This is a genomic window from Actinocrinis sp., assembly GCF_035938995.1.
Classification (GTDB): domain Bacteria; phylum Actinomycetota; class Actinomycetes; order Streptomycetales; family Catenulisporaceae; genus DASZGI01.
This window is the reverse complement of record NZ_DASZGI010000260.1, coordinates 1-22,490: the sequence shown is the minus strand read 5'-3', so window position 1 is coordinate 22,490 and position 22,490 is coordinate 1. Positions and strand designations below refer to the sequence as shown.

Below are 22,490 nucleotides of genomic sequence, written 5' to 3'. Positions count from 1 at the left end.
TGGCCCTCGCGCAGCTCGTCGAGGACGGCCTCGTGGACCTGGACGAAGAGCGCAAGGCCGCGATGGTCAGCAACCTCATGGTGGTGCTGTGCAGCGAGAGCGCGACCCAGCCGGTCATCAACACCGGCACGCTCTACCAGTAAGCGGCTGGCGTGGCTGAGCGTAAAGGCGTCCTGTTACGGCTCGATCCAGCGGTCTACGACGCGTTGACCCGGTGGGCCAGCGATGAACTGCGCAGCACGACCGCTCAGATCGAGCTGCTGCTGCGCCGCGCCCTGGCCGACGCCGGACGCCTGCCGCCCAACGTCGGTGGGCTGCCGAGGCGTGGCCGCCCGCCGAAGAGTGGCTCCGTACCCGCGCCTGTCCCGGATCCGGATGCAGATGCGGCGGAGTCAGCAGATGCGCCGGACCAGGCCGCCGGGCCGCCTTAGGGCGTCTGGCGCGTGACGGCGACCGGCGGCGCGGCGGCGCGGCAGCGTTGACCCCCTCCGCCTAAAGTGATATCACTTTAACTGTGAACCTGACCGCCGACCCTGCCACCGCTGCGCCGTCCCGCACGGCTCCCGCCCTCGTCGTCGAGGGACTGACCAAGCGCTTCGGGACGCGCACCGCGTTCGAGAACGTGAGCTTCAGCGTCAACCACGGCGAGGTCTTCGGCTTCCTCGGACCCAACGGCGCCGGCAAGACCACCACCGTGCGCACCCTCGGCACCCTGATCGCCCCGACCTCGGGTCACGCGACGGTCGCCGGACTCCCACTGATCCCGCAGAACGGGGTGGAGATCCGCCGCCGTATCGCGATCATGCCGGAGGCTCCAGGCCTCTATCTGCGCTTGAGCGTGGCCGAGAACCTCTCGTACTTCGCGGGCCTGTACGAACTGACGGACGGTCCGGCCCGGATCGAACGCGCACTGCGCGCGGTGAATCTCCTCGACAGGGCCGACGAACTGTGCCGGTCGCTGTCCAAGGGTCTCCGCCAGCGCGTAGGACTGGCCCGGGCGCTGCTGAGCGACCCCACGGTGCTTTTCCTCGACGAACCCACCTCAGGACTCGACCCCGTCGCAGCCGGCACGGTTCACGACCTCATCGACGCCCTGCGCAACCGAGGGGTGACGATCTTCCTGACCACCCATCGGCTGGCCGAGGCCGAGCGACTGTGCGACCGGGTCGCCATCATGAACACCACGCTCCGCCTCGTCGGCACGCCCGACGAACTACGCGAGCAACTGTTCAGCAAGCGCCTCGAAATCAGGACCCGTGAGCCGCTGGCCGACCCCGAGCGGGTCCTGGCGGGCCTCGCCGGTGTCGAGAGCTGGCACCGGGCCGACGACGGCGCCTACGTGCTCGCTGTGGCCGATCCGGGCCTCGTCGCGCCGGACGCGGCCCGCGCGCTGGTCGCCGCCGGGGCGGACGTGCTCTCGCTCAGCCCGTCCCAGTACTCGCTCGAGGACGTGTACCTCCGCCTGATCGACACGGACGTGGAGGCGCAGAACCGATGATCCTCCTGATGACGCACCGCAGGCAGCCTGGTGCGAGGCTGAGCACGACCCGGGTCCGGGCCGTCGCGCTCAAAGAGGTGCGCGACTACCGGCGCAACAAGTTCATCGCCTCGACCATGGCCGTCATGCCGATCCTGTTCATGGTCGCGCCCGTGATCACCATCTTCAACCTGCCCGCCTCGATCCCGGCGGGCAGGCTCGACGCCGGGATCGGGATCTCCCTGCTCTACCTCACGCTGATCCCCGCGCTCGTCCCCGCCGTGATCTCCTCCTACTCGGTGGTCGGCGAACGCGAACAGGGCACACTCGAACCCGTACTCACCACGCCTGTGCGCGCCGAGGAGCTGTTGCTGGGCAAGGCTCTGGCCGCGTTCGTGCCCACGTTGGCGATCTCCTACGCCATGTACGGGATCTTCCTCGGCTTGGCCGCCGCGATCGCCCACCCGAACGTCACCACGAACGTCTTCCAAGCCGGGCGCATCCTGGCGCAGCTGCTGTTCACACCGCTGTTGGCCGGATGGTCGATCTGGGCGGGCATCGCGGTCTCCACGCGTACCAGCGATGTGCGCGTGGCCCAACAGCTCAGCAGCCTCGTCAGCCTTCCGCCGCTGGCGGTCACGGCCCTGATGGGCTTCGGCATCCTGCGGCCGACGGTCGGGCTCGCAGTCGCTTTCGGCGCTGCGCTGCTGGCGATCGATGTCCTCGCCTGGAAGCTGGTCTCCGCGCTGTTCGACCGCGAGCGTCTTATCACAGGCAGCAAGGCTTAAGGCGCTCGCACAGCACGCACCTGGCCGAGGTGCGCCGAGCTACCGGGGGCTCGGCGCACCCGGCCATTTCCTTTGTCCGCCGTCGTCTGCGCTGCCTGTGTGTATCGGGAGGACTGCGCTGTGCGACGTACTCTGCAAGAATCTAAAACGCTATCGCAAACAGATGGCATTTCCGCGAAATTTTCTCGCAGAGACCTTGTGATCTGCGCTGAGTGGCCCTAGTGTCACCTCGACCTTGTGGCGTCTGCTCCCCTCCCCAAGCGTCATCACGTGTTCCTCCTCTCGAGAGAAACGAGCATTCGATGTCACGCAGCATCACAGGAGCTGTTGCGCGATGGCCCGGCAGAGGGCCGCTCAGGACCACGGTCGCGCTCGCCACCGCCACCGCGACCGCCGCCGGACTCGGCATCGCGTACGGCGGCACGGCGCTCGCCGACGGTGGGCCCTCCCCGGTGGTGACCCGCGCCGCGATCGATCCGTCCTTGGTCGCGGGCACCGGCGCGCACACCGGCTTCGTCGAGCAGAACGCGTTCAACGCGGCGACCAACGGCACCGTGATCGGCCCGAGCACCGACGCCTACACGCTGCCGTCCGAGGCGACCGGTCGCAAGGCGGTTCAACTGACCCCGGGCCAGTACGTCGAGTTCACGGTTCCCGGCCCCACCAACGCGATCACCGTGCGCTACAGCATCCCGGACGCACCGAACGGCGGCGGAATCACCTCGCCGCTGGACATCACCGTGAACGGCCACAACAACAAGGTGATGACACTCACGTCGCAGTACGCGTGGCTCTACAACGAATATCCGTTCACCAACGACCCGAACGCCGGACCGCTGCATCCGGACTGGTGGACCACCGAGTGCAGTTGCGTCCCGGACCAGACGACGCCGCCTCCGGTGTTCCCGACGCCCTTCCGCCCGACCCATTACTACGACGAGCAGCGCCTGCTCCTCGGCCGCACCTACGAGGCCGGGGACAAGATCCGTCTGAGCGTCCCGGCGGGCGCCGCGACCACCACGATCGACGTGCTGGACACGCAGCAGGTCGCCCCGCCGCAGGTCGACCCGTTCGCCCTGAACGCCCTGTTCTTCGGCGCCGATCCGACCGGGCAGCGGGACTCGGGTGACGCGGTCCAAGCGGCGGTCAACTTCGCTGAGAAGACCCACCTCAAGCTCTACTTCCCGCCGGGCACGTATCAGGTGAACCAGCACATCATCGTCGACAACGTGACGATCGAGGGCGCCGGCAACTGGTACACCATCTTCAAGGGCCACCAGGTCACCCTGCCCAGCCCCGCCCCGGACGGCTCGATCCACACCGGCGTCGGCTTCTACGGCAATTACGTCTCGGCCGGCGGCAGCGCCAACGTGCACCTGTCCAACTTCGCCATCGAGGGTGACGTGCGCGAGCGCATCGACACCGACCAGGTCAACGGGATCGGCGGCGCGCTGAGCGACTCGAGCATCGAAGGCCTCTACATCCAGCACACCAAGGTCGGGATCTGGCTCGACGGCCCGATGAACAACCTGACGATCAAGGACAACATGATCGTCGACCAGATCGCCGACGGGATCAACTTCCACACCGGCGTGACCAACTCGGTGGCGGAGGACAACTTCATCCGGAACACCGGTGACGACGGCATGGCCATGTGGTCGGAGATCACCGCCGACGCCAACGACACCTTCGACCACAACACCGTGCAGTCGCCGGAGCTGGCCAACGGGATCGCGATCTACGGCGGCACCGACAACACGGTGTCGAACAACCTGATCGCCGACCCGCAGCGGGAGGGCAGCGGGATCCAGGTCGGCTCGCGCTTCAACGCCGTGCCCTTCGCCGGAAGCCTGTGGATCACCGGCAACGACACGGTGCGCGCCGGAACCTTCGAGCTGAACTGGAAGATCGGGCTGGGCGCGATCTGGATCTACGCGCTCCAGAGCACCATCAACGCGGACATCGAGGTGACCGGGGACAACTTCCTGGACAACACCTACAACGCGATGATGCTGGTCTCCGACTTCTCGGTGAAGGACCTGTATTCGATCTCGAATGTGCACTTCTCGAACATCCACGTCGACGGTACCGGGACGTCGGTGGTCAGCGCCCGCGCGGCCGGATCGGCGTCGTTCCAGAATGTGGTCGCGCGCAACGTCGGCGCCGTGGGCGTCAACAACTGCGGCTCGTTCCACTTCACGTCGGCCGGCTCGGAGTTCTCACTGACCGACCTCGGCGGCAACACCGGCGGCGGCACGACGGGCCCGTGGCTCGCGTCATGGGAGCTGCCGAACACGATCACCTGCAACGACCGCCCGCCGGTGGTGGTGCCGCCGCCGCCGTCTCCGTGGTCGTGAGGTGCAGCCGTGAAGCGGTGAAGTCCGCCGCGTAATGGGGGAGTGGGGCCCGACCGGGTTACGGTCGGGCCCCACTGCTTTTCAGCGTTACTGCGTTATGGCGTTACCGCATTGCGGTGGTGCGCTCGGAGCTACTTGATGGTGAAGGGCGCCGAAACGTCGACGTCGTACGGGGTGGTGTCGTCCTTGTCGATCTGGAGGATGTAGTTGCCCGGCTGGACGGTCGGCGCGGCGGCGCTGTTGATGTCGCCCTGGCTCTCACCGAGGGTCGAGACCGCGAAGCTCAGGTTCACGGTCTGGGACTGGCCCGGGTTGAGGGTGACGCGCGCGAAGCTGACGAGCCGTTGCGGCGGCACGACGACGCTGCTGGTCGGCTGTGCCACGTAGACGGGGATGATGTCGGTGCCCGCCATGGTGCCGGTGTTCTTGACCGTCATCCAGACGGATTCCTTGCCGTCCCGGTCCACGCTCGGCGCGACCGTCAGGCCGCTGTTCGAGAAGGAGGTGTAGGAGAGCCCGTACCCGAACGGGTAGAGCGGGTTGTACGAGTGGCCGGGGCCGGATCCGGTGCCCGGCAGCTGGTCGAAGAACTTCGGCTCGTCGCCGAGCGGCGAGGGCGCACCGCCGTTGAAGTCGCCGCCGACGGCCGAGGCGTCCGACGGCCAGCTGACCGACAGCTTGCCGCTCGGGTCGGTCTTGCCGAAGATCGTGTCCGCGACCGCGGTACCGGCCTCGGTGCTGCCCTGGTAGGCCATCAGGATGGCGTTCGCCTTTTCGGCCGAGCCGAGTCCGAGCGGACGTCCGGCGAGCACGACCACGATCACCGGCTTGCCGGTGGCTTCGAGCGCTGAGATCTCGGCCTGCTGGTCCGGCGCCAGCGCCGGGGCCGGGTTGTCGCCGAGCCCTTCGGCGTACGCCTTCTCACCGACCGCGACGACGATGGCGCTGGCGGAGGCGGCGTCCGCGACCGCGGTGGCCTGGTCAGGCGCGAAGACCGCGTTCGAGTCGGCCGCCGTGATGCCCGCCTGCACCGTCGTTCCCGGCGGGATCTGGTCCGCCGGTCCCATGCAGCAGACGTGTCCGGCACCGAAGACGCCCTGCCAGCTGACGCTCCAGCCGCCGAGCTGGTTGGTCATCGAGTCGGCGCTCGCGCCGGTGACGACGATCTTCGCGTTCGGCGACAGCGGCAGCACGTTGTTCGTGTTCTGCAGCAGCGTCATCGACTCCTGCGCGGCCTGGAGCGTCTGGGTGCGCCCGGACGTCACCGCGGCGTCGGCGGCGTTGGCGTCGACGCACGGCTTGGTCGGGTCGGCCACACACGGCTGGTCGAACAGGCCCAGCTGGAACTTCATGGTCAGGATGCGGGTGACCGCCTGGTCGATACGGTCCATGGAGATCTTGCCGGTGCTGACGTCCTGCAGGATCGAGGTCTGCCACTGGGCCGGGTTGGTGACGTACATCGCCATGTCCACGCCCGCGTTCACCGCGTCGGCGATCGCGGAGGCCGGGTCCGCCGCGACGTGGTAAGTGGTCTGCAACGCCTGCACGTCCTGGTAGTCGCTGATCACGACGCCCTTGAAGCCGAGCTGGTTACGCAGGATGTCGGTGAGCAGGTAGTGCGACCCGGTCGCGGGGACGCCGTTGATCGAGCCCGAGTCGACCATGACCGAGTCGGATCCGGCGCTGATGCCGCCCGCGTAGGACGGCAGGATCATGTCCTGGAGGTAGTTGAGCGGGAGCAGAGCCTCGTTGCGGTCATGGCCGTTGATCGACTCCGAGTACCCGGCGAAGTGCTTGACCGTCGCGGACACGTTCAGCGATCCGTCCGGGCCGGGCGCCTGCATGCCCTTGATGTCGGCGGCACCCATCGCGGCCGACAGGACCGGCTCCTCGGCCCAGGTCTCGTACGTGCGGCCCCAGCGGTTGTCCCGGGCCAGGTCCTGCACGGGCGCGAAGACCCAGTTCCATCCGGTCGCCCGCACGGCGTTGGCGGTCACCTGGCCGCCCGCCCAGGCGAGTGACGGATCCCAGGTGGCGCCCATACCGATGGACTGCGGGAACAGCGGGGCCTGGTACGGGTGGCCGAAGCCGTGCACCGCGTCCACGCCGAACAGCACCGGCAGGTGCAGCCGCGAGTTCGCGATCGCGTACTGCTGGATGATGTTGTACTCGTTGGCCCAGTCGTAGCCGGTGTTGCCGACGCCGCCCATGCCGGTGGTGTCCGGCGGGTTGTTCGTGCCGCCGGCCAGGATCGAGCCGACCTCGTCACCGACGAGGATCTTCTGCATACAGGTGGGGTTCGGCATGTTCCAGCCGTTGTCGCCACAGGTGGCGCTGTTCGTGTCGGTGAGCGTGGTGACCAGCTGCTGGTCCATCTGGCCGACCTTCTCCGGGAGCGTCATGGCGTCCAGAAGCGCCTCGACGCGGGAGGAGATCGACTTGCCGTGGTCGAGCCAGGCCGGCGTCGTGGCGGCGCGCGCGCCGGTGTTCGCCAGCACGGGCGCCGCGACCGCGGCTGCGGCGGTCAGCGTTGTGACGGCGAGCCAGGTTCTTCCGCGGCGGGAGCGGATTGGGGTGAGACGAGGAGCGGAGATCATGCGGCCTCCCTGTGTTGGGACGAAATGGGCCGGGACGGAATTCGGATGAGCGGTTCTGGGGCGGCGCGGTACGTGTGGGCCGAAGCTGCGGGTCGGCGGGTGCAGTGCGGTGCTGCCGCGTGTGGCTTTTGCGGCGGTACGCGCTTCGGCGGGGTGACCAGATTCGGTGACGTCTGCGCGGACGGTGCGGCGGGCCCCGGATTCGGGTCATGATCTTGCGCGTGCTGCCCTACCGGATCACGGCGGTTCGCAGGACGCTGCGGGTTCGCGCCGTTCCACTCGTGGTTTTGCGCGGTGAACCGGCGGCCACGGTCGCGGCCAGGCACCGGCTCGCCGGCGCACGGTTCGGTTGGTATGCGCGAATTGCTCGGAGTGATCGAATTGTTTGAGATACCCGACGTGCCTTGAATGCGCGACTTGCTTGAGATATGCGGTGTGTGGGGTTCGCGCGGCGCCCACTCGGCGCGTGGCGCCCAAGCGCCCGTCAGGCAAGCCGGGCCTGATGCACATGCGGGCGGCCGCCCGCTCGGTCTGGCGTGAAAGCTTCACCGTCGAACCTCTTCACGTGGCCCGGCCCACCCGACCCGACGGGTGGCCCGACTGGGGAACGTAAACGCTTCCGGGGCGCTCGTAAAGGGTCCGAACGCATGGGCGACACAGGTGATTAAACGGTTAAGTCCGGGGTGACGAGGGAGGCTTCGGCGTGCGATCCGTCCGAAAGTCTCAGGTTGCGTACCGCCTTCGGGTGGAAGCTTCTGAAAGCCCGCGCAGGCTCCAACGCGTCCGTTGCCGGCGTGGGCGTGCGGAGGTGCTGTTCAGCCGCGGCGATAGAACAGTGGGGCGCGGACGGCGCACTCGGTGCTGCTGGCGGAAGTGGCCGACGCTGCTTAGCTTCGGGGACCGAGGAGGGCGATGGAGGCGCGGACGGCGTCCTCGGTCACGTCGCCGATGCGACCGCCGTCTTCGACGGTGGTCGCCGCGAGTTCGCGCAGTCCGCCGAGCAGCATGATCGCGAGCTGCCGGGAGACCGGACCGATCCCGACAGCGCGCAGCTCGGGCGTGTTGCAGAGGGTTTGCACCATCACGATGAAGGCTTCCATCATCTCGCGCTGGAGCTTGCGGGCCGCCGCGCCGAGCGACGGCATGTCTCGGATCCAGCTCAGGGTGATGGGGGGCTCGGATTCCGCGCAGGCGATCCACGCCTCCACCGCCTGCCGCACCTGCTTCTCCCAGGGCGCCGCAGGATCGACCGCCGCCGTGACTTGCCGGACGGTGTGCGCGTTGGCGTCCGTCAACAGCGCGATGAAGCAGGCGTCCTTGCTTTCGAAGTGCTTATAGAAGGTGCGCCGTGAGGTGCGGGCGTGCCGCACGATGTCGGCAACAGTGGTCGCCCGGTAGCCGACCTCGACGATCGAAGCACCCATGCCGTCGAGCAGCCGCCGGCGGAAGTCGCCGGGCTCGTCGTCCGCGGCCGTCAGGTCGGCGGGCCGACCCCGCCGCGCCGGGTCCGTCGCCGTCTGCTCCGCGCCCGTCGCTGTCGCCACGCCGCTTCTCCCTCACGCACGAAACCGCACCGGCCCTCGCCCACCCTCTTGTCTGCCATGGTACTCCGACGTACCGTACGAATGGTACGGCCGCGTACCACGCTGAGAAGGTGCTGCTTCAATGACGACAGTGACTCTTCCGCCCGGCCCGACGGCTCCGCGCTTCGTGCAGCTCGTGTACGCGCTGACCCATAAGCAGCGCGGGATGCCGCAGATGCGCGAGCGGTACGGCGACGCCTTCACCGTCAACGTGCCGATCTTCGGGCACGCCCTGGTCATCAGCGATCCCGCTCAGGTCAAGCAGTTGTTCCTGGCCGGTCCCGAGGTCGCCGACAACCATTCCAACAACCTCGGGCGGGTGCTCGGTCCCCGCTCGATGTTCGCCCTCTACGGCGACGAGCATCGGCGCCAGCGCAAGCTGCTGATACCGCCCTTCCACGGCCGCCGGCTCGCCGCGTACGAGCGGATCGTCGAGGAGGAGACGGTGCGTGAGATGGCGTCGTGGCCGGAGGGCCGGCCATTCGCCGTCATGCCCTCGACGATGCACATCACCCTCAACGTCATCCTGCGCGCGGTCTTCGGCGCCGAGGGCGACGAGTTCGACTTCCTGCGGGCCAAGCTGCCGACCGCGGTCAAGCTCGGCTCGAAGCTCGCCGTGCTGCCGGTGCCGACGTGGGACCTCGGCCGGTGGAGTCCGTGGGGCCGGTTCCGGGCGATGCGCCGCGAGTACGACGCGCTCATCGACCGGCTGATCGACCGCGCCGAGCGGGAAGGGTCGCTGGACGAACGCGACGACATCCTCGCGCTGATGCTGCAGAGCCGCTACGACGACGGCTCCCGGATGAACCGGGATGAGATCGCCGACCAGCTGCTCACCCTGCTCACCGCCGGGCACGAGACGACAGCCACCTCGCTCGCCTGGACGGTCGAGCGGCTGCGACGCCACCCGGCGGTGCTTCGCGAGCTGGTCGCGGAGGCGGACGCGGGCGGCAGCGCGCTGCGCGAGGCCACCCTCCTCGAGGTGCAGCGGACTCGTCCGGTGATCGACATGGTGGGGCGCCAGGTGAAGGCCGAGAGCCTCCAGCTCGGGCCCTGGACGGTGCCGAAAGGTCGCGCGGTGCTGGTCAGCATCGCCATGACCCACAGCTCCGACTCCGTCTTCCCGAACGCGCGGGCCTTCGACCCGCACCGCTTCGTCGGCGCGAAGCCCGACCTGTACCAGTGGATTCCGTTCGGCGGCGGCACTCGACGCTGCCTCGGGGCCGCCTTTGCGACGATGGAGATGAACGTCTTCCTGCGTACGCTCTTGCGGGACTTCACGCTCGAGCTGACGGATGAACCCGACGAGCGGTGGCACTCGCGGGGCGTCGCCAGCGCTCCGGCGAAGGGCGGTATCGCGGTCGTGCGGCGACGGGACGCCGCGGCCGCTCCGACCGCTCAGACGTCCACCGCTGGAGCCCGGTCGTGAGGGAGAGAGCAGCCATGGCGAGCGGCGCGGTTGTGACTAAGAGTGCGGTTATGACTAAAGGGGCAGCAGTGATCGAGGGGATGGGGCGATGAGCGAGGGCGCGCAGCTGGAGCACCTCGAGCATCTCGACGTGCTGATCGTCGGCGCGGGCTTGTCCGGCATCGGCGCGGCCCACTACATCCAGTCGGCGTTCCCCAAGCGCAGCTATGCGATCCTCGAGGGGCGCGACGCGATCGGCGGCACGTGGGACCTGTTCCGGTATCCCGGAGTGCGCTCCGATTCCGACATGCAGACCTTCGGCTACCGGTTCAAGCCGTGGTTGCAGGCGAAGGCGTTCGCGGACGGCCCGTCGATCCTCGGCTACGTCCGTGAGACGGCCACCGAGGCCGGCATCGACCGGCATATCCGCTTCGGGCACCGGGTGGTCCGTGCCGCGTGGTCGACCGCGGACGCCCGGTGGACCGTGGAGGCGGTGCACGACGGCGAACCGGTCCGCTTGACCTGTACCTTCCTTTACGTCTGCTCCGGCTACTACCACTACGACGCCGGACACAAGCCGCCCTTCCCCGGCATCGAGCAGTTCGGCGGGACGGTCATACACCCGCAAGAGTGGCCGGCCGACCTCGACTACGACGACAAGCGGATCGTGGTGATCGGCAGCGGCGCGACGGCGGTGACGCTCGTCCCCGCGCTCGCCGAGCGGGCCGCGCACGTGACCATGCTGCAGCGCTCGCCGACCTACATCTTCTCGCTGCCCAGCGAGGACCCGATCGCCAACTGGCTGCGGCGGGTGCTCGGGGGGCGCGCCTCATACCCGGTCACCCGGTGGAAGAACGTGGGGATGGGCACGCTCATCTACCGGCTCAGCCGGCGCCGCCCGGACGTGCTCAAGTCCATGATCCGCAAGGCGAACGTCAGGCGGCTGCCGCCCGGCTACGACGTGGACACCCATTTCGCGCCGTCCTACAACCCGTGGGACCAGCGGCTGTGCGTCGCCCCAGACGGCGACTTCTTCGCGGCGATCCGGCGGGGCCGGGCGTCGGTGGCGACCGACCGGATCTCCCGGTTCACCGAGACCGGCCTGCTCCTGGAGTCGGGCGGCGAGCTCGACGCGGACGTCGTCATCACCGCGACCGGGCTTCGGCTGCTGGTCTTCGGGGGTATCGAGCTGGTGGTGGACGGCCGCGAGGTGAAGCTGCCGGAGACGATGGCCTACAAGGGCATGATGCTCAGCGGCGTCCCGAACTTCGTCTACACGATCGGCTACACCAACGCCTCCTGGACCCTCAAAGCCGACCTCGTCGGCCAGTACGTCGTCAGACTCCTGAAGCACCTCGACGCCCACGGCTACGCCCAGTGCGTCCCGGTGAACGACGACCCGACGATCACCGAGCGGCCGCTGCTCGACTTCGATGCCGGCTACGTGTTGCGGTCGGTCCACGAGTTCCCGAAGTCGGGATCACGGCCGCCGTGGCAACTCGGCATGAGCTACGCACACGACCTGGTCAAGTTCCGCTACGGGCGGATCGACGACGGCGCGCTGAAGTTCTCGCGGCGCTGAGGGCGCAAAAGCCCTGCTCGCGGCGCCTCCCCCGGTAACACCCACAGCGGGGGTGCACCCCTTGATAGTTACGGCAGCTTGATTAAGCTAGCATTACTATCGTGGCAGCGAAGCAGACGGTGCAGAAGGAGACCGTGCAGCAGGACGTGGCCGAGCTGGCCGGTGCGCTGCGCGTGGTCGTCGGGCGCATCTCGCGCAGAGCACGTCAGATGACGGCGGTCGGGGACGTGACCCTCTCCGAGGTGTCGGTCCTGTCGCGGCTGGAGCGGGAGGGCCCTGACTCGCCGGGCTCGCTCGCCGAGGCGGAGCGGGTGCGGCCGCAGGCCATGGCGACGACCCTGGCCGCGCTCGAGGAGCGCGGGCTGGTCACCCGCCGGCCCGACGCCGCGGACGGCCGCCGGGTCGTGATGACCGTGACGGACGCGGGCCGCAAGGTGCTGGCCGACCGGCGCTCCGAACTCGTGCGCCGCATGACGGCGGTGCTCGACTCCGACTTCACGCCCGCCGAACGGCGCACTCTGCTCGCCGCGCTTCCCCTGCTCGACCGGATAGCGGAGCGGATGTGAGTCCGAGCGAATCCCCGAGGGGCGACCGCTACAAGTGGGTCGCCCTCTCCAACACCACGATGGGCATCCTCATCGCGGCGGTCGACGGCTCCATCGTCATCATCTCGCTGCCGGCGATCTTCCGCGGGATCGGGCTGGATCCGCTCGCCCCCGGGAACATCGGTTTCCTGCTCTGGATCATCCTGGGCTACCTGCTGGTCTCCGCGGTGCTCGTGGTCGCGCTCGGACGCCTCGGCGACATGTTCGGGCGGGTCCGGATGTACAACCTCGGCTTCGCCATCTTCGCCTGCGCCTCACTCGCCCTCTCGCTCGATCCGCTGAAGGGCCCGGGCGGCGCGCTGTGGCTCATCGGGTTCCGCGTCGTGCAGGCCGTCGGCGGCTCGATGCTGACGGCGAACTCCGCGGCGATCCTCACAGACGCCTTCCCGGCCTCGCAGCGCGGCATGGCGCTGGGCATCAACCAGATCACCGCGCTGGCCGGACAGTTCCTCGGGCTGCTCGCCGGGGGTCTGCTGGCGGCGATCGACTGGCGCGCGGTGTTCTGGGTCAGCGTGCCGATCGGGGTCTTCGGCACCATCTGGTCGTACCACAGCCTGCGGGAGATCGGCGCGCGCCGGCCCGGCCGCATCGACTGGATCGGCAACATCACGTTCACCGCGGGGGCCGGCGCGGTCCTGGCCGCGATCACGTACGGCATCCAGCCCTACGGCGGCCACTCCACCGGCTGGACGAGTCCGTGGGTGCTGGGCGGCCTCGGCGGCGGCGTGGGCCTGCTCGTGGCGTTCTGCGTCGCGGAGACCCGGACCGCGGAGCCGATGTTCCGGCTGGGCTTGTTCCGGGTGCGCGCCTTCGCCGCCGGCAACCTGGCGGCGCTGCTGACCGCGATCGCCCGCGGCGGCATGCAGTTCACCCTGATCATCTGGCTTCAGGGGATCTGGCTGCCCCTGCACGGTTACGACTTCCAGCGCACCCCGCTGTGGGCCGGAATCTTCATGCTGCCGCTGACCGTCGGCTTCCTGCTCGGTGGCCCGGTGTCCGGCTATCTGTCCGACCGCTTCGGCGCGCGGTTGTTCTCCACCACAGGGCTGATCCTGGTGGCCGGGGCGTTCGTCGGGCTGCTTGCCGTGCCGGTCGACTTCTCCTACCCCACGTTCGCCGCGCTGTTGCTTCTCAGCGGCCTGGGCCAGGGGATGTTCTCCGCGCCGAACACCTCGTCGATCATGGGCAGCGTGCCGCCCGAGCAGCGCGGGGTGGCTTCCGGCATGCGCTCGACGTTCCAGAACTCGGGAACCGCCCTGTCGATCGGCTTGTGCTTCTCGCTGATGATCGCCGGCCTGGCCGGTTCGCTGCCGCACGCGCTGTCGAGCGGGCTTCAGGCGCAGGGGGTGCCCGCCGGCACGGCGAGCCAGGTCGCCGGGCTGCCGCCGGTCAGCACCCTGTTCGCCACCTTCCTCGGCGACAACCCGATCAGCCATCTGCTCGGCCCGAGCGGCGTCCTCAGTACTCTGCCTGCGCATAACGTCAGCGTGCTGACCGGGATGCGGTTCTTCCCAGAGCTGGTCTCCGGCCCGTTCCACCACGGACTGGTCACCGTCTTCGGCGTTGCCACAGGCATGGCCCTGGTCGCCGCCCTCGCTTCCGTACTGCGCGGCCGACACCACACAGCCGGATCGGATAAGCCGTCCGGGTCGACGGAAGGACATCAGGAATGGCAAAAAGCGCCCTCCTCGTGATGGATGTTCAGCAGGGCATCGTGGAGCGCTTTCCCGATCCCGAGTACACGCGGAAGCTGCGCTACGCAGTAGAGGCCGCCCGCGCGAGCGGGGTGCCGGTGATCTACGTCGTGATCGGCTTCCGCACCGGCTATCCCGAAGTCAGCCTGCGCAATAAGGCCTTCGGCGGGATCAAGGAACGCGGCGCGTTCGCCGAGGGCGACCCGGCCGCCCGGATCCACCCGGACATCGAGCCCCGCGCGGGCGATGTGGTGGTCACCAAAAAGCGGGTGAGTGCCTTCGCGGGCAGCGACCTGGATCTGGTGCTGCGGGCGATGGAGGTCGACCACCTGGTACTGACCGGCATCGCGACCAGCGGTGTCGTGCTGTCCACCCTGCGCCAAGCGGCCGACTTGGACTTCGGCCTGACCGTGCTGGAGGACGGCTGCCTCGACGGCGACCCCGAGGTGCACCGGGTGCTCACCGAGAAGGTGTTCCCCCGACAGGCCGAAGTGACGAGCGTCGACGCGTGGGGCAAGACGCTCACGGACTGACCGCGTCCTTCGTGGATTTCTGTAATCCCCGCGCGGTTCCGGCGTCTCCTGTGCGCTCCACCCGGTTCGGTTGAAAGGACTCGGATGGCCCACAGGAGGCGCCGATCCGCGCGACGCCCGCTGATGGCGGGTGGGATCGTGCTGGTTGCGCTGCTCGCTGCCGCGTTCATCGTGGTCTTTGGCCTGCCCGGAGGCGACAAAGGCTCGGCGCCAGTTGCCGGGACACTCAGCGTCGCTCCACCCGGCACGCTGCGGGCCGCTCCGGCGTCGAGTGCGGCATCGCCGAGCGCGACCCCGTCTGCGACCGGCAGCCCCACCGCGAGCGCGAGCAACGGTGCGGGCGGTGCGTCCCCCTCAGCTACGTCCGCGCCGCCTAAGGCAGTGACGGCGCCAGCTGGCTTCCGCGCGGTGACGTTTGTCAATGCTGTCCAGCAAACGATCTGGGTCGGCGCGGGCGAGCAGACGCCGCAGCCCGCGCTCGGCACCACCGGCTGGGTGCTGCCCGCCGGGCAGAGCCTGACGATCGTCGTCCCGGACAAGTGGAACGGCCGCTTCTGGGGCCGCACCGGCTGCTCGTTCAACGCCTCAGGCACCGGAGTTTGCCAGACCGGAGACTGCGCGGGCCGCTTCCAGTGCACCCAGTACGGCGCCATCCCGGCCACGCTCGCCGAGTTCAACCTCAACTCCTGGGACAACCTCGACTTCTACGACGTGAGCATGGTCGACGGCTCGAACCTGCCGATGTACATCAACATCACCAAGGGCGCGACCAAGGATCCGATCAGCTCCACCGGGTGCTCCGCGGCAGGCTGCACCAGGCCGGTGAACTGTCCCTCCGCGCTCCAGATCCACGCAGGTGGAAGCGTGGTCGGCTGCGAGTCGGCCTGCGGTGTGCTCGGCACCGACCAGTACTGCTGCCGCGGCGCGTGGGCGCCGCGCTCGGCCTGCGATCCGACGAAGTGGCCGGTCGACTACGCGGCGGTGTTCAAGAGCGCCGAGCCGTTCGCGTACTCCTACGTCGACGACGACGCGACCAGCACCTTCACCTGCTCCGGCGAATGCGACTACCGCATCACGTTCGGCCTGAGCCCATAGCCCGGTTCACGCCGGGCGCTTCGCCGTCTTCGCGGTCGTGCTTTTCGCAACAGCCTTCTTCGCTGCGGTCGTTTTCGTGACAGCCTTCTTCGCGGCCGTCTTCTTCGCCGGGGCGCTCTCGGCGGTGGCTTTCGACGCGGCTCGGGGCGCCGTCTTCTTCGCCGGGGTCTTGCGTGCCTCCGCCGGGGCCTCTTCAGCACCCTTGCCCGGCGCCTCCGCCTTGCGGGACCGGGACCGATTGCCCTGCGCCGCCTGGACGCTTCGCTCCAGCACCGCCATGAGGTCGATGACGTTGTCCGCGGCCTTGCGGTGCGGTGCCTCGTGCGGTGGCTCGACGCCCTCCAGCTTCGCCTCGACCAATGCCTGGAGCGCGGCCTGGTAGTCGTCGTGCAGGTCCTCGGCCAGGTCCGGGAAGTCCGCGGAGAGCGTCTCGATCAGCGACTTGGCCATCGCCAACTCCTGCGGGCGCACCGACGCGTCCTGCGGGGCTATGCCGGCCGCCGAGCGCACCTCGTCCGGCCACACCATCAGCTGCAGGACCAGCACGTCGTCGTGGATGCGCAGCACCGCGGGGGATTCCCGGGTGGACAGGGTGATCTTGGTGACCGCGACTCGGCCGCTCTCCGCCATCGCGTCGCGCAGCAGTGCGTATTGCTTCGCGCCCGTCTTATCCGGCGCGACGTAGTACGGCTTGGCGAAGTACACCGGGTCGATCTGGCTCTCGTCCACGAAGGCCAGCACGTCGATGACCCTCTTGGTCGGCAGCGGCAGCGCGGCCAGATCCTCGTTGGTCAGCACGACCGTGCGATCGTCGTCGGTCTCGTACCCCTTTGCGATCTCCCCGTACGGGACCTCGCGGTCCTCGAGCTCGCACACACGTTTCATCCGCACCCGCCCGCCATCCTCGGCGTGGACTTGGTGCATCGCGATGGTGTGCTCCTCGACCGCAGGTGCGATCGCGACCGGGACCGTCACCAGGCCGAACGAAATAGCGCCCTTCCACGAACTGCGCATCAGTCACCTCGCATGAGCTGATTCATATGCGGGGATTTTCAGAGTATGCCCGCGGGCGTGGGAACGACAGTGGACGGGCGCCGGATCACTCTGACCCATCTCGACAAGCCACTTTGGCCGGACGGATGGACCAAGGGCGAGGCGCTGCACTACTACGCCCGCGTCGCCCCCGCGATGCTGCCGCACGTGCGCCGCCGCCCCGCCTCCTTCCTGCGGTTCCCCGACGGCGTCGGTCGCGAGAGCTTCTACGTGAAGAACCCGCCCCCGGGTACCCCGTCGTGGGTTGCCCGCGCCGAAGTGCCAAGCCACTCGGGCGAGAAGGAGCGGGTCACCGTGGACGACCTGGCCAGTCTCGTCGCGCTGGCCAACCTCGCCTGCCTCGAGGTGCACGTGCCGCAGTGGACCGCTCCGGAGCCCGCGGTGCACGACCGGCTGGTGATCGACCTGGACCCGGGGCCCGGCACGACGATCGTGCACTGCGCGAAGGTCGCGCTGGCGGCCCGCGCCGTCCTCGCCCGCGACGGGCTGACCGGGGTGGTCAAGACCTCGGGCTCCAAAGGGCTGCACTTGTACGCGCCGCTGGACCGCGCCCCCGCCGACCGGGCCGTCGCCTACGCCAAATCTCTGGCCCGCGCGCTGGTCACGGCCCTGCCCGACCTGGTGACCGCCACGATGGCCAAGGCCGAGCGGCCCGGCAAGGTCTTCGTGGACTGGTCCCAGAACGCCACCGCCAAGACCACCGTGGCGCCGTACTCCCTGCGCGCCCGAGCCACCGCGACCGTCTCGACGCCGGTCAGCTGGGACGAGGTCGAAGCGTGCACCCGGCCCGCGCAGCTGGCCTTCACGCCGAATCAGGTGCTGGCCCGCGTCGAAGAGCGAGGCGACCTGTTGGCCGATCTGCTCGATCCGGACCTCGCCGCCGCCCTGTAGCAAAGAATCTCTGTAGCGAAATCCCAACACGATCGACGCAACGTCCCGTGGCCTGCTCGATCCGCAGTACCCGCCGCTGAAGCCATAGCCTCGGGGCAATTTCATGTCCTGCCATACGCGGTGCTTATCTAAGCGTGGGTAGGGTAGCGGTCGGCATGACACCGGCTCTCAGACATGGAACTTGCCTGAATGAAGATCAGCGGACGGCAGGTGTTAGCGAGCGTGCTCGCGCTCGCATGGACGGCGGGATGCTCGGGCAACTCGGGGTCGAACCCGGCACAGTCCAACTCGGCGTCGTCCGGTCCGGCGCAGTCCACCCCGGCTTCGAGATCGTCGGCTGCCACGGGTGGGTCCGCCTCGGGCACGGTCTGGATCATCGGCGGCAGCACCCTGACGCGCTTACAGTCCACGGACACATCAGGGACGCTGAAGCAGTACTTCGACACTCCGAATGCCTACGTCGTGGTCGCCGCCAAGCAGTGGTCCATCCCCGCGGGCTGGACCAGCACGCCGACCGCCAGCTTCACCAGCTACAGCGCCCTACAGTCCGCCCTGGACGGCGGCACGCTCGATCCGCGGATCAAAGCGGTCCTCTACGACAACGAGAACTGGACTCAGACACCGACCGCCGAGCAGCAGGATCCGGCGCACTACGACCAGCTCGCCGGGCAGTTGGCGCACCAGCACCATCTCCAGTTCATCGCCACGCCCGCGGTCGACCTGATCAGTGTGCTGAGTCCGGCGGTGCCGAGCGGCGGCGGCCGGCGCTACCAGTCCTTCCTCGATCTGGGCCTGGCCGGACAGATCGCGGCTTCCGCCGACGTCATCGACATCCAGGCCCAGGCTGCCGAGTCGAACGTCAGCCAGTTCGCCTCGTTCGTCGACGCGGCGGCCGACCAGGCGCGCAAGGCCAACCCCGCGGTCAAGGTGGTCGCGGGGATCAGCACGAATCCGTCCGGGACCGCAGTCACCGCCGACGCGATGGATCAGGCCGCGAAGGCGGTGCGCGCGCATGTCGACGGCTACTGGCTGAACGATCCGGCGGCGTCCGCCTTCTGTCCCAAGTGCTCCGGGCCGTATCCGCAGATCGCTCTCGACGCTCTCAGCGGCCTGTGATGTTTCAGGCCAGGATGCCTCAGGACAGCGAGACCGTGACAGACATGCCCGCCATGACTCCCGGGGACTTCGTCGACATCGAGATCGTCACGTCGTAGTACGTCGAGCCCGCCACCGTGGCCGGGACCATGACGATCTCGCTTATCCGCCCCGGCACGGACACTCCGGCCGCGGCGATCGCGAGCGTCGCGTTCTGGCCGACGTGCACCCCCGCCATGGTGGACTCGGGAAGCTGAGCCGTGACGTTCAGACCGCCGGAGTACATGGTGACCAGGGCTGAGTAGGCGCCCGCCTGGTTGGACCCGCCGCTGGGGGAGCCGTTCGTCGAGAAAAGCTGGATGTTCGACTGCTGGTTCGCCTCGGTGCCCGCCTGTCCGGCCGGTCCGGCGTAGTTGTGGACTCCGTCGGCCCCGGCGATGTCGCCTACGCTGCCGGCGGTCTCCGCGACGATGCCGTCCACCGGAGCGGTGATCGTGGTCTGCCGCAGCGTTACCTGGTCTGCCGCGACCTGGGCCTTGGCCTGGGCCAGCTGGGACTGCGCCTGGGCGATGACGGCCGGAGTCAGCGCGGCGCCCTGGCTGGCGACCACCGCCTGAGCCGAGGCGAGCACCGACTGGCTGGCGGTCAGGTTGCTGTCGTCCTGCTGCTGTTGCGCCTGGTTGGCGGACTCGGCCGATTGCAGGTCGGCCTGCGCCCGGGCCAGTTCGGTGCTGTCCCGGTCGACCTGCGAGGCGAGGTTGCGGCAGAGCTCCACCTGGCTCACGGGCGGCGACGTCGAGGTTGACGGGGTCGGCGTCGGACTCGAACCCGGGCCGGGATTCGCCGGCGGGGATTGAGTGGCGCCGGGGGAGCAGTACTGGGCGTAGCTCGCGGTGTCGTCGCTGAGGGTCTTCTGGTCGTCCGCGATCACGCCCTGCTGGCCGTTGACCAGGTTCTGGCCGTCGGTGCGGGCGAGGTCGAGCGCTCCCTGCGCGCTCTGGACCGCGGTCTGCGCCTTTGAGACGTCCAACTGATTCTGCGCGGCCGCGGTCGCGCTCGTCTGCGGCGCCTGATCTTCCGCGATGATCGCCTCATCCGCCGCGACGGTCGCCTGCGAAGCGGCCAGGTTCGCGGCCGCGACCGCGTTGTCCTGCGTCGCGAGGATCTGACCCGCCTTGACCCGGTCGCCGGGCCGCACGGCAAGCGTCTCGACCAGGCCGGTGGCGGCGAAGTCGAGGTAGTACGTGTTCGCGGGGGTGACCTCGCCGGTGAAGCTCGGCGGTGTCGAGGCGAGCGCCCGATAGGAGAACAGGCCGAGGCCCGCCCCGAGCACCGCGACCAACAGGGCCGCGAGCAGTTGACGCAGCTTCATCGGCGCCTTGGCCGGCTTGATCTCGCCGACCCCGGCCTCTCCGCTGGCGAGCGCGGCGTTCATGCCGCGCTCGCGGACGTTCCTGGCCATCCTGATCTCTCCTGAGCACGGTCGTCGTGCCGCGGCGGACCGGCGGCGCTCCGGTCCGTCGCGGCAGGGGTCGCGGGTAGTCCGGCGGGCGGGTCAGTTCGCGGCGGCAGGCTCGGCTACCGGGCGCGACTCGTCGGGCAACTCGGTGAGCAGGTCCTCGGCGGTCGCCATGCCGGCCCGCCACACCGAGCGGCAGACGATCTTGCCGAGGTCGACCCGGTCGCGATACCGCGCCGCGACGTGGGTGCACTCGTCGAGCAGGCCCTCGGACAGCGTGGTCGGCTCCAGGCCCAGGGCGAGGAACCGGTCGTTGCGCACGACCAGGTCGTTCTCCTCGTCCTCGCGCCGCGGATTCGGCAGGTTCGCCACCGGAACCCCGGTCAGGTTGCTGACCAGCTTGGCCAGGTCGCGTACCCGATAGGTCTCGGTGACCTGGTTGAAGACCATCGGCTTCGATCCGGCCGCGGGCGGGTTGAGCAGTGCGATCTCGACGCACCGCACGGTGTCCCTGATGTGGATGAAGGCGCGGGTCTGGCCGCCGGTGCCGTGCACGGTGAGCGGGTGGCCGATGGCCGCCTGCATGAGGAAGCGGTTGAGCACGGTGCCGTAGTCGCCGTCGTAGTCGAAGCGGTTGACCAGCCGCTCGTCCCGGATGGTCTGCGGGGTCTGAGTCCCCCAGACGATCCCCTGGTGCAAGTCGGTGATCCGCAGCTGGTCGTTCGCCGCGTAGAAGGCGAACATCAGCTGGTCGATCGTCTTGGTCAGGTGGTAGACAGAGCCCGGATTCGCCGGATGCAGGATCTCCCGCTCCAGGTCGCCGTCGGGAGTGGGCACCTTGACGGTGAGGTAGCCCTCGGGGATCGGAGCGGACCCGGACCATCCGTACCCGTAGACGCCCATCGTGCCGAGGTGCACGAGGGCTGCGTCGGTTCCGGTGGCCACCATCGCGGCCAGCAGGTTGTGGGTCGACCGGGCGTTGTTGTCGATCGTGTACCGCTTGGTCCGGGGTGTGCGCATCGAGTACGGCGCCGCGCGCTGTTCGGCGAAGTGCACGATGGCGTCCGGGCGCAGCCGGGTCAGCACGTCGACGAGCCGGTCGTACTCGGTGGCCAGATCGAGGTTGATGAACTCGATCTGCCGGCCGGAGGTCTCCTTCCACACCCGCAGCCGCTCGCTGAGCGGCCGGATCGGGGTGAGCGACTCGACTTCGAGTTCGATGTCGATCGCGCGCCGGCTCAGATTGTCGATGATCGTGACGTCGTTGCCGCGGTCGGAGAGATAAAGGGCAGTCGGCCAACCGCAGAATCCGTCGCCGCCGAGAACCAGGACATGCATTCCATACACCCCACGCGTGAGTTTTCGCGGAATGGAACCGTGGACACGCGCATAGCGCCTCCACGGTGAGGCGGCTTCGCGCTTTTAAAAACGTGCGGCAATACAGAGGCACGCCGAGGACAGCAGCTCGGCAGTGCCTCTTGGTAGCGGTCCCCCCGCTGCGATTCATCGCACTGCGTTGCATCTTGAGCCCCACCAGACGCCCTGTCAAGCGCCTGGAAGCCCCTCACCGGGAGGGTTATCCCTACGTCCGGGATGTCGGGGGGAGAGGGTTAACCCTACAGTCCCGCAGGGGTGGCCGGGTTAACCAGATTTGGCGTACCCACCATGTTAACAGAGTATGTCGAACGGGCTCCATAGAACATGTAATCGCAGGTGGAGTCGCCTTTCCAAGAGGGCCCGATGTTGAGGTCCTGATATTCAGAGTTAACATCCTTTACTAGTTTGCCGCAGGTAGAGTGCTTACACCAAGATCAAATAGGCATTATGTGGATCTTCAAATCGGTAAAGATAATGCAAAAGAGCAGCTGGGTGTTTGACGGGTCAGCCCTGCCCGCAGTACCACTTAAATCGCAGTGTCGGGACCCACCCGGCCCCAGGCGTCATGCGGCGAAGTCGCCGTATTTTTCTTCTCACCCGCGCAAGTGCCACTCCCACGGCGTGTCCACGTATACCCACGCGGCTCCCCACGGGCGATGAAGGAGTCCAAGTTGAGTGACCGTATTGAGGCTTTGCCGCGCCCTTTGCCGCTCACCGCGTCACATCTCGATCTGCTCGAGTCCGAAGCTGTTCATATCTTTCGGGAGTCGGTGGCGGAGTTCGAGCGTCCGGTGTTGTTGTTCAGCGGGGGTAAGGATTCGATTGTGATGCTGCATCTGGCGGTGAAGGCGTTCTGGCCGGCGCCGGTGCCGTTCGGGTTGTTGCATGTGGATACC

Annotated in this window: 18 protein-coding genes and 1 pseudogene; 14 read left to right on the top strand and 5 right to left on the bottom strand. The window is 68.4% G+C overall.

What is annotated here, in order from left to right; translation table 11 throughout:
- The 5 genes and pseudogenes from VGZ32_RS28755 to VGZ32_RS18265 form a co-directional block, all read left to right on the top strand.
- A pseudogene (locus VGZ32_RS28755) lies at positions 1-143 on the top strand (SPFH domain-containing protein); the annotation flags it as partial.
- A gap of 9 nt (positions 144-152) precedes the next feature.
- Entirely contained in the window at positions 153-431 is a 279-nt protein-coding gene (locus VGZ32_RS18280) for a hypothetical protein (protein ID WP_326887283.1), read from the top strand.
- A gap of 83 nt (positions 432-514) precedes the next feature.
- Positions 515-1,498, top strand: a complete 984-nt coding sequence (locus VGZ32_RS18275; protein WP_326887282.1) for an ABC transporter ATP-binding protein — start codon at positions 515-517, stop codon at positions 1,496-1,498.
- An 8-nt stretch (positions 1,499-1,506) separates the two neighbouring features.
- Entirely contained in the window at positions 1,507-2,265 is a 759-nt protein-coding gene (locus VGZ32_RS18270) for an ABC transporter permease (RefSeq protein ID WP_326887281.1), read from the top strand.
- A gap of 302 nt (positions 2,266-2,567) precedes the next feature.
- A complete protein-coding gene (locus VGZ32_RS18265) occupies positions 2,568-4,622 on the top strand; it encodes a glycosyl hydrolase family 28-related protein (protein WP_326887280.1) in 2,055 nt (684 codons plus the stop codon).
- A gap of 131 nt (positions 4,623-4,753) precedes the next feature.
- Here VGZ32_RS18265 and VGZ32_RS18260 read toward each other — a convergent pair whose 3' ends face one another.
- Both VGZ32_RS18260 and VGZ32_RS18255 read right to left on the bottom strand, forming a co-directional pair.
- Positions 4,754-7,219, bottom strand: coding sequence for a glycoside hydrolase family 3 N-terminal domain-containing protein (locus tag VGZ32_RS18260; protein WP_326887279.1), 2,466 nt, complete (start codon positions 7,217-7,219; stop codon positions 4,754-4,756).
- An 887-nt stretch (positions 7,220-8,106) separates the two neighbouring features.
- Positions 8,107-8,643, bottom strand: coding sequence for a TetR/AcrR family transcriptional regulator (locus VGZ32_RS18255; RefSeq protein ID WP_349263647.1), 537 nt, complete (start codon positions 8,641-8,643; stop codon positions 8,107-8,109).
- Between the two features lie 241 nt (positions 8,644-8,884).
- Between VGZ32_RS18255 and VGZ32_RS18250 the strand changes: the two genes are divergently transcribed.
- The 6 genes from VGZ32_RS18250 (at position 8,885) to VGZ32_RS18225 (ending at position 15,719) form a co-directional block, all read left to right on the top strand.
- Positions 8,885-10,231 (top strand): cytochrome P450, encoded by a 1,347-nt coding sequence (locus VGZ32_RS18250; protein WP_326887277.1) that lies wholly within the window; start codon positions 8,885-8,887, stop codon positions 10,229-10,231.
- A gap of 88 nt (positions 10,232-10,319) precedes the next feature.
- Entirely contained in the window at positions 10,320-11,792 is a 1,473-nt protein-coding gene (locus tag VGZ32_RS18245; protein ID WP_326887276.1) for an NAD(P)/FAD-dependent oxidoreductase, read from the top strand.
- Positions 11,793-11,893: 101 nt separating this feature from the next.
- Positions 11,894-12,358, top strand: a complete 465-nt coding sequence (locus tag VGZ32_RS18240; protein ID WP_326887275.1) for a MarR family winged helix-turn-helix transcriptional regulator — start codon at positions 11,894-11,896, stop codon at positions 12,356-12,358.
- A 59-nt stretch (positions 12,359-12,417) separates the two neighbouring features.
- The gene (locus VGZ32_RS18235) at positions 12,418-14,091 is read left to right on the top strand and encodes an MFS transporter (RefSeq protein WP_349263646.1); all 1,674 of its coding nucleotides are present in this window, start codon (positions 12,418-12,420) and stop codon (positions 14,089-14,091) included.
- On the top strand, positions 14,067-14,624 hold the full coding sequence (locus tag VGZ32_RS18230; RefSeq protein ID WP_326887273.1) for an isochorismatase family cysteine hydrolase: 558 nt from the start codon (positions 14,067-14,069) through the stop codon (positions 14,622-14,624). The genes VGZ32_RS18235 and VGZ32_RS18230 overlap by 25 nt, the downstream gene beginning before the upstream one ends.
- 123 nt (positions 14,625-14,747) lie before the next feature.
- Positions 14,748-15,719, top strand: coding sequence for a thaumatin family protein (locus VGZ32_RS18225; protein WP_326887272.1), 972 nt, complete (start codon positions 14,748-14,750; stop codon positions 15,717-15,719).
- A gap of 6 nt (positions 15,720-15,725) precedes the next feature.
- Here the strand turns inward: VGZ32_RS18225 and VGZ32_RS18220 are convergent, their stop codons facing one another.
- A complete protein-coding gene (locus VGZ32_RS18220) occupies positions 15,726-16,733 on the bottom strand; it encodes a Ku protein (protein WP_326887271.1) in 1,008 nt (335 codons plus the stop codon).
- A gap of 57 nt (positions 16,734-16,790) precedes the next feature.
- Here VGZ32_RS18220 and ligD point away from each other — a divergent pair, with 57 nt between their 5' ends.
- Positions 16,791-17,663 (top strand): non-homologous end-joining DNA ligase, encoded by an 873-nt coding sequence (gene ligD, locus VGZ32_RS18215; RefSeq protein ID WP_326887270.1) that lies wholly within the window; start codon positions 16,791-16,793, stop codon positions 17,661-17,663.
- A 189-nt stretch (positions 17,664-17,852) separates the two neighbouring features.
- Positions 17,853-18,779: a hypothetical protein gene (locus VGZ32_RS18210; RefSeq protein WP_326887269.1), complete on the top strand. Its 927-nt coding sequence runs from the start codon at positions 17,853-17,855 to the stop codon at positions 18,777-18,779.
- 19 nt (positions 18,780-18,798) lie between these two features.
- Here VGZ32_RS18210 and VGZ32_RS18205 read toward each other — a convergent pair whose 3' ends face one another.
- Positions 18,799-20,220, bottom strand: coding sequence for a hypothetical protein (locus tag VGZ32_RS18205; protein WP_326887268.1), 1,422 nt, complete (start codon positions 20,218-20,220; stop codon positions 18,799-18,801).
- A gap of 93 nt (positions 20,221-20,313) precedes the next feature.
- A complete protein-coding gene (locus VGZ32_RS18200) occupies positions 20,314-21,555 on the bottom strand; it encodes an NAD-dependent epimerase/dehydratase family protein (RefSeq protein WP_326887267.1) in 1,242 nt (413 codons plus the stop codon).
- 695 nt (positions 21,556-22,250) lie between these two features.
- Here VGZ32_RS18200 and VGZ32_RS18195 point away from each other — a divergent pair.
- A partial coding sequence (locus VGZ32_RS18195) for a phosphoadenosine phosphosulfate reductase family protein (protein ID WP_326887266.1) occupies positions 22,251-22,490 on the top strand: 240 nt, incomplete at its 3' end.

Coding starts and splice junctions, on each gene's coding strand:
- VGZ32_RS18270 (WP_326887281.1), top strand. CDS start 1,507: ATGACGCACCGCAGGCAGCCTGGTGCGAGGCTGAGCACGACCCGGGTC.
- VGZ32_RS18265 (WP_326887280.1), top strand. CDS start 2,568: ATGTCACGCAGCATCACAGGAGCTGTTGCGCGATGGCCCGGCAGAGGG.
- VGZ32_RS18260 (WP_326887279.1), bottom strand. CDS start 7,219: ATGATCTCCGCTCCTCGTCTCACCCCAATCCGCTCCCGCCGCGGAAGA.
- VGZ32_RS18255 (WP_349263647.1), bottom strand. CDS start 8,643: ATGGGTGCTTCGATCGTCGAGGTCGGCTACCGGGCGACCACTGTTGCC.
- VGZ32_RS18250 (WP_326887277.1), top strand. CDS start 8,885: ATGACGACAGTGACTCTTCCGCCCGGCCCGACGGCTCCGCGCTTCGTG.
- VGZ32_RS18245 (WP_326887276.1), top strand. CDS start 10,320: ATGAGCGAGGGCGCGCAGCTGGAGCACCTCGAGCATCTCGACGTGCTG.
- VGZ32_RS18235 (WP_349263646.1), top strand. CDS start 12,418: ATGGGCATCCTCATCGCGGCGGTCGACGGCTCCATCGTCATCATCTCG.
- VGZ32_RS18230 (WP_326887273.1), top strand. CDS start 14,067: ATGGCAAAAAGCGCCCTCCTCGTGATGGATGTTCAGCAGGGCATCGTG.
- VGZ32_RS18225 (WP_326887272.1), top strand. CDS start 14,748: ATGGCGGGTGGGATCGTGCTGGTTGCGCTGCTCGCTGCCGCGTTCATC.
- VGZ32_RS18220 (WP_326887271.1), bottom strand. CDS start 16,733: ATGCGCAGTTCGTGGAAGGGCGCTATTTCGTTCGGCCTGGTGACGGTC.
- VGZ32_RS18210 (WP_326887269.1), top strand. CDS start 17,853: ATGAAGATCAGCGGACGGCAGGTGTTAGCGAGCGTGCTCGCGCTCGCA.
- VGZ32_RS18205 (WP_326887268.1), bottom strand. CDS start 20,220: ATGGCCAGGAACGTCCGCGAGCGCGGCATGAACGCCGCGCTCGCCAGC.
- VGZ32_RS18200 (WP_326887267.1), bottom strand. CDS start 21,555: ATGCATGTCCTGGTTCTCGGCGGCGACGGATTCTGCGGTTGGCCGACT.